This is a genomic window from Planococcus sp. A6 (genome assembly GCF_028823615.1).
In the GTDB taxonomy this organism is placed as follows: domain Bacteria; phylum Bacillota; class Bacilli; order Bacillales_A; family Planococcaceae; genus Planococcus.
In genome coordinates this window covers 1-4080 of the sequence record NZ_JAPEHT010000197.1, presented here as the reverse complement: position 1 = coordinate 4080, position 4080 = coordinate 1, and the positions used below count along the sequence as shown (strand labels likewise).

Genomic DNA, 4080 nt, shown 5'->3' with positions numbered 1-4080 from the left:
CCAGTGTGGCCGATCACCCTCTCAGGTCGGCTACGCATCGTGGCCTTGGTGAGCCGTTACCTCACCAACTAGCTAATGCGCCGCGGGCCCATCCTGCAGTGACAGCCGAAACCGTCTTTCCGTGCAGCCTCATGAGAGGCCGCAAACTATTCGGTATTAGCACCGGTTTCCCGGAGTTATCCCGATCTGCAGGGCAGGTTGCCCACGTGTTACTCACCCGTCCGCCGCTAAGATAATGGAGCAAGCTCCACTATCTCCGCTCGACTTGCATGTATTAGGCACGCCGCCAGCGTTCGTCCTGAGCCAGGATCAAACTCTCCATTATAGAGTAGTATTGATTGCTCAATAGTTGCTGGCGCATCGCCGTCTCGAAAGACGCACGATTCGCTTGATCTGCCGAAGCTGATCAGTACGTTTGCCGCGATCACTCGCGGCTGTATTGTTGACGTTTTGCTGTTCAGTTTTCAAGGTTCATGTTTGCTGTCGTTCCTGACGACTCTTAATATACTAAAGCACAGTCTTTAGAAAGTCAACACTTTTGGTAAATTAAATTATATTTAAAAACCTTTCTTTATTTCTTCTACTATTCGTTAAAGAAAAAGAAGCCATTCACCCCCAATAAAATAAAGGGGATAAATGACTTCCTTCTATATAAGCTTCATTTAAATCAAAAAGAATAACTATACAAGAATTATTACTTGTCAGAATATTTACCATTTATCAAGAGCTTAGGAAAGTTCGCGACGGCCTTCGAGAGCTTTGGATAATGTGACTTCATCCGCATACTCCAAGTCGCCTCCAACTGGAAGCCCATGTGCAATACGCGTAGTCCGGATGCCGGATGGCCTTACTAGCCGTGAGATATACATAGCGGTCGCTTCCCCTTCGATCGTCGGGTTCGTCGCCAAAATCAGTTCTTTTACTTGCTCGTCTTGAAGACGGGTCAATAGGGATGGAACATTGATATCTTCCGGGCCGATGCCATCCATTGGTGAAATGGCACCTTGCAGTACGTGATAAAGACCCGTGTAATCGCGCATCTTTTCCATCGCGATGACGTCTTTCGGATCCTGGACCACACAAATCATCGAACGGTCGCGGCTTGTATCCTGACAAATCTGGCACGGGTCGACATCCGTGATGTGGCCGCAGACTGAGCAAAAGCTCAAATTGCGTTTGGCGTCGACCAATGCTTTCGCGAAATCAAGCACGGTGTCTTCTTTCATGCCGAGCACAAAAAATGCCAGCCGGGCCGCTGTTTTTGGCCCGATCCCTGGCAACTTCATGAAACTCTCCATCAATTTGGAAATAGGTTCCGGGTAGTGCATTATCGCTTACCTCCTAGAACATGCCGGGGATATTCAAGCCTTTCGTGAATTTACCCATTGTAGAATTCGCATGCTCATCCGCTTTTTTAAACGCTTCGTTTGTTGCGACGATCAATGTATCTTGCAGCATTTCCACATCTTCCGGGTCTACGACTGCCGGGTCCAATGCGATATCAAGAACTTCCTTATGGCCGGAAACTGTTACTTTAACCATTCCACCGCCTGCTGTTCCTTCAAATTTCAATGTACCGAGCTCTTCTTGAGCCTCCGCCATTTGTTTTTGCATTTTCTGCATTTGTTTCATCATGCCTTGCATATTTCCTCCACCACGCATAATTGGTTCCTCCTCAAATTTTGTATTCGTTAATCATCATGGACTTCGACAAAATCTTTGCCGAAGAGCCGCTCCGCCTCAGAGACGAATGGATCTTCTTCAGGGCTTGCACCGTCACCGGAAAACGGATTCTCTTCCGGTCCTTCCGGTTCTTGCGCGTCGCCTTCATTTTTCAAGCCGCCGTTGCGGATAAACTCTTCACGGATTTTCAGCCAATTGGCGTCCGGCACGTAAACCGGCGTATAAGCCTTGCCCGTATACTGCTCAAGCAATTGGCTGAACGCTGCGGCAAAAGTCTGATTTTCAGAAGCCATCTGGCAATGAATATCATACTTGAATTTTAACACAAAAGCATCTGGGGATGCCGCTACCGGCTCGGCATCGTTGAGCAATGCCGAATGCGAGCGCTGCAGTTGCCCCATCACGGTCGCCCAATTGGTTTTGATCGCTTGGATATCCGGTTTCGTCGCATTTTTCAGCACTTCCTGGATGCGGCCAGTTGGGATTTTAAAGGCGCTCTGCGAACGCTGGCGTTTTTTCTGCTCGGCTTGAGGCGCCGCATTGGCTGCCCCACCGCCATCTTTCAATTGCTGCTGCAATTCGCGCACCAATTGTTCGAGGCTCGTGACTTTCGCTTCGAGTTCAGGAGACGGCGCCCCTGCACCTATGGTTTGGACGGGTGCGTCGGCCTGCACCATCTTCAAGAGAGCAGTTTCCATATAAATTTTCGTATGGTTCGAGAAGCGCATCTCCTGCTGGGTCTTTGTTAAAATATCAATCCAGTTATAGAGTGTTGACGCTTCAAACTGTTCCGCCAGCTCTTCAAAACGCGGTTCGAAAGCGGCAAGCTCCAGCATATCGCGCAGCCCCGGCGCTGTTTGGATCAGCAATAGATCGCGGAAGAAGGTAATGAAATCTTCCACTAAGCGCACCGGGTCTTTGCCGTCACGCACCAATTGCTCGAGCAAGGTCAACGCTTGCCCGACGTCTTTCTTCAACAGCGCTTCGGCAATGCCGTAAAACATGTCCTGGCTGATGGAACCCGTAACCAGAAGCGCATCTTCAATGGTCATTTCATCTCCGCTGAACGATACAACTTGATCGAGCAGGCTGAGCGCATCACGCATGCCGCCCGCTGCTGCCTGGGCAATGATCTTCAGCACTTGTTCATTATAAGGAATCTTGGCATCTTCCAAGACGGTGATCATTCGCGCAACGATGTCCGCTTGTGTATGCGATTTGAAATCGAACCGCTGGCAACGGGAAATGATCGTCAGCGGCAATTTATGCGGCTCGGTCGTTGCCAAAATGAAGACGACGTGTTCCGGCGGTTCTTCCAATGTTTTCAACAATGCGTTGAAGGCGCTGTTCGACAACATATGCACTTCATCAATGATATAAACTTTGAACCGGGAGTTAGCTGGAGAAAAACGAACTTTCTCGATAATTTCCCGCATTTCCTCAACCCGTGAATTGGAAGCCGCATCGAATTCGATGACGTCTGTATTCGAGCCTTCGTCGATGCTCCGGCAAGAAGAACATTCATTGCACGGTTCCGCTGCTGGGGCTTGTTCACAATTCAGCGCTTTAGCGAAAATCTTCGCCGCACTCGTCTTCCCGGTACCCCGAGGGCCTGAGAATAAATACGCGTGGGTCGTTTTATCATAAAGGAGAGCATTCTGAAGGGTTTGTTTGACATGCGTCTGGCCGGTCATTTCCGAGAAAGTCCGCGGTCTGTACACACGGTAAAAAGCTTGATACGCCACCTTGTTCTCCCCTTTTAAAAAGTCTTTGTTCCGTCCTTTCATTATACCATAAAAGGGCCTTGTTCCCGAATCATTTCACCGGGCGCCACACATTCTGGACAGAAAAAAACCTGCCCGCAAGCTGCGGACAGGTTTGGATCATTTAGGTTAAGCCGTGCACCTTTCTTCGACTGCTGTACACAAGCGTTACTCATGTCGTTGGCTCGATCTAGGCAACCCCGCGGCACATAGAAAGTACCACTTAATGCTGCTTCCTTCCGGACCTGACATGGTTCATGGGTTTCCATTGCGCAGGACCCAGATGTCAACACTACGTGCATGAGGCAGACCTTGCATACAAACAGCCTCAGAAAGGAATTCAGTCCTGCTAGAGCGGATTGCAGGTTACAGGACACCGCTACCTTCCCACCTAGCACGGCATTTACTAGTATACGGAGTGCTGGAGGAAAAATCAAACATAAAGTTAAGGACACCGCAAAACAGGCAACGACTATCTCCATCAACCGGCCTTTTTATTGCTTCCTGTAAAAAAGATAATTTTTTCTTCCAAAACTGTTGACGGGTTTTTAAATCCGTGATAAATTATATCTTGTCCAACACGGAGGAATACCCAAGTTTGGCTGAAGGGATCGGTCTTGAAAACCGACAGGGG

General features: G+C 48.9%; 3 protein-coding genes, 1 rRNA gene and 1 other RNA gene. All 5 read right to left on the bottom strand.

Translation table 11 applies throughout. From position 1 onward, the window contains the following. Positions 1-325, bottom strand: a 16S ribosomal RNA gene (locus ON064_RS17450); the annotation flags it as partial. A gap of 403 nt (positions 326-728) precedes the next feature. After that, positions 729-1328: a recombination mediator RecR gene (gene recR, locus ON064_RS17445; RefSeq protein ID WP_058382249.1), complete on the bottom strand. Its 600-nt coding sequence runs from the start codon at positions 1326-1328 to the stop codon at positions 729-731. Between the two features lie 13 nt (positions 1329-1341). Further along, positions 1342-1662: a YbaB/EbfC family nucleoid-associated protein gene (locus ON064_RS17440; protein WP_058382250.1), complete on the bottom strand. Its 321-nt coding sequence runs from the start codon at positions 1660-1662 to the stop codon at positions 1342-1344. A gap of 29 nt (positions 1663-1691) precedes the next feature. Further along, positions 1692-3428, bottom strand: a complete 1737-nt coding sequence (gene dnaX, locus ON064_RS17435) for a DNA polymerase III subunit gamma/tau (RefSeq protein ID WP_274625770.1) — start codon at positions 3426-3428, stop codon at positions 1692-1694. A gap of 152 nt (positions 3429-3580) precedes the next feature. After that, positions 3581-3846, bottom strand: an RNA gene (gene ffs, locus ON064_RS17430) — signal recognition particle sRNA large type. Positions 3847-4080: the final 234 nt, after the last annotated feature.